The following is a 2,691-nucleotide window of genomic DNA, read 5'->3' on the forward strand; positions in this document are numbered from 1 at the left end:
ATAAAAAAAACAGCGGAGCTAACCGAAAAATTCTTTTAAACGACTCTTTCAAAGCGTTTGTAAAATCTTTCAGCGATTAAAAATTTCATAAAAAAATGATGAAGTAGGGAAGTGGTGTTTTCCAGTTTTAGCGGTTCTGACCTATGCTGGCTAACGTATTTTGCTATGGTTAGTGCGGGTTTGAAAATCGACAGATTTTCGGACAAGCACTTAGCCAGAGCTTTTTGTTTGGATTTGTTTCTTTTTAATTTCACAGAGCCAAATCAACAAGATTTGGCGGACTTAGTAAATATAGACAAAACTTAGGGAAAGAACTAAACCCGCATTAACTATGAGCAGGTGTTACTTGCTGGCTTTTACCACCATTTTTTGTTTCTATCCATATAAATTTTACTTTTTGGAGCTGATAATTTTTCGTTTTCTAATTCAAATTCTTCTCGATCTTCAAATTTAAATCTTTTTGTTAAATCGACAGGTTCTCCATAAAGAGGTTTTTTTACTTTTAAAAAAGGTTTGAAATATCCGCCTGTTACTTGTTCTTCTGCATATTCATTATACCATACACTTTCTTCTATCCATCTTTCAGCTTTTTCAAAATGTACTGGAATTAATTTAGTCCCATTATTTTCATACCAATAATATACTCTCCCATAGTACATAGTATGTAAGAATCTTTCAAATAATCTTGGTCTAAAATTCTTATCTCCCAATTCAGTAGTTAGTGGAATTATCCAAATTATGTATGCTCCTCGTTTATTATATTGCTCAGTACGGTGTAATATTTTATTTACTGATAAGGTGCTTTTTTGTATTTCAATTATTACTCCTTTATTGTCAATCTTTCCACTTAAATCAGGAACAACTCTTTTATAACCTTTCTCTTTATCTTCTAGGAATGTTTTTCTTTCTTCTTCCCATTTTCCGTCTGGAAAAGTTCTTTGTAGAATTTCAACTATTTCTTTTTTACATTTTTTATGTAATTTACTTTCTTTTGTAGAAATAGGACTTCTTCTTGATTTGTATGCAAAATGATCAACCTTCTCAAAACATTTTCTAACAATTAATTCTTCGAGTGTTTCATCACAATAAAAAGGGCCATCATTTTTTGTTACGTCTTCAGCCCAAACTCTTTTATTATCAGAAACTCTTAGAGCTGATATTTTAGAATTAATATTTTCATTTTTTTCTTCGTAACTCATTTTTTCGCTTGCAAGTAACGTATTTGTATAAAAATCAGTTTGTGAGAAAATAGGCAAGGCCTTTTCGAGCGTACTGATTTAACTTTTGTTTAAAAGTACAGAACATTGGGAAAGAAACCAAACACAAATTGTTTTTATGCGGTGTTAGCTTTTAGCAGCTTTTAAGTTTCAGTTTATTTTGAACTTTTATTGAAACTTAGCGTAATTACTGAATTCAAGAATGACTTTCATTTTCAGCTTGTAAAAAACTATTTTGAAACAATAATTTTAAGATAGCTACTACTTTCATAAACACAATAGTAATTTCGGTAGCGTATAATTTTTCATTTTTTAAAAGGTTTTCAAGGAACAACTTTTTGCGTGGCTACTGTTTCATTAAACGCAAGAGTAGTTTCAGCGTTGCTACTTTAAAATTCAGCGTAACTACGATTTTAAAAGAAGAAATCTTTCAGTAAGTTTAAATTTCTCAGCAAGTAAAAAACTATTTTGTTTTAAGATTATAGAACTTTCAGCAAGCAAAAAGTTTTGTAAAAAAGTAGGAGTGACGTACTTTCAATTTCCTAAGAATATTTATGGTTTCGTAAGCTGTTAAAAATTCGACCGAATTTTACTGCCTGTTAAAGCTAACGTGTTTGTATATGATTTGTTGCGTGTTTAAGCACTAAATTTAGCAAATAAAAACCGAATAGAAAATCCGCGAGGGTTTTCGTAAGCAGGCAAGAACTAGCAATAAATTATATACGGTGTTAGGCACTGGCTTTTATAAGTTAGTTATTTTGAATTTTGTTTTGAGTTTCAATTAATTTACTTTCAGAGTTTTTAATTCCTTCTTCTTTTAATATACTTAGAATAAAATCTGTTTTACCATCTACATACCTATCTATATCATCAGAAAATTTTTCTGCTAGTTTTTCTTTTAGATTACTATATTCAATTACTTTCAAAGGATTTTCTAAGAGATGTTTTTTTAAAGCGAGATGATTCTTTAATCCGATACTTTCCTCTTTACATAAGTAGAGATTATGTTCAAACCATTTTCTTTCAGGGTTTGTAATAGGTGTCTTTAAGTCTGTTCTTTTGAATGCTTCTCTTCCTGCTATTCCCATTTCTCCTAAATGGATATAACCAAGTGTTTCTAATTTTTCAATTACACTTTTAAGAGTCTTTTCATTATCCTTAATTATTATGTCTAAATCTATAATTGGTTTAGCTTTCATTCCTTTTACAGAAGTGCTACCAACGTGTTCGATTCTTATAATTTCGTCTTGTAGATTTTTTGTTAGAGCCTTCTCCAAAGATTTAAACATTTGCTCCCATTCAGGATTGTAATTTTGAACAATTATCTTTTCTCTTATCATTACTTAATTTGAAGTTTACGGTTTTTTTAGCTTGTGCCTAACGTATTTTGCTATGGTTAGTGCGGGTTTGAAAATCGACAGATTTTCGGACAAGCACTTAGCCAGAGCTTTTTGTTTGGTTTTGTTTCTTTTTT

The 2,691-nt window shown here is 30.1% G+C and carries 2 protein-coding genes; both read right to left on the minus strand.

Features of this window, described 5'->3' with window-relative positions; genetic code table 11:
- Window positions 1-356: 356 nt before the first annotated feature.
- Window positions 357-1,199, minus strand: coding sequence for a competence protein CoiA family protein (locus FHR24_RS15515; protein ID WP_167191131.1), 843 nt, complete (start codon window positions 1,197-1,199; stop codon window positions 357-359).
- Window positions 1,200-1,966: 767 nt separating this feature from the next.
- Window positions 1,967-2,557, minus strand: a complete 591-nt coding sequence (locus FHR24_RS15520) for a GrpB family protein (RefSeq protein WP_167191132.1) — start codon at window positions 2,555-2,557, stop codon at window positions 1,967-1,969.
- Window positions 2,558-2,691: the final 134 nt, after the last annotated feature.

It is taken from the genome of Wenyingzhuangia heitensis (assembly GCF_011762155.1).
Taxonomy (GTDB): domain Bacteria; phylum Bacteroidota; class Bacteroidia; order Flavobacteriales; family Flavobacteriaceae; genus Wenyingzhuangia; species Wenyingzhuangia heitensis.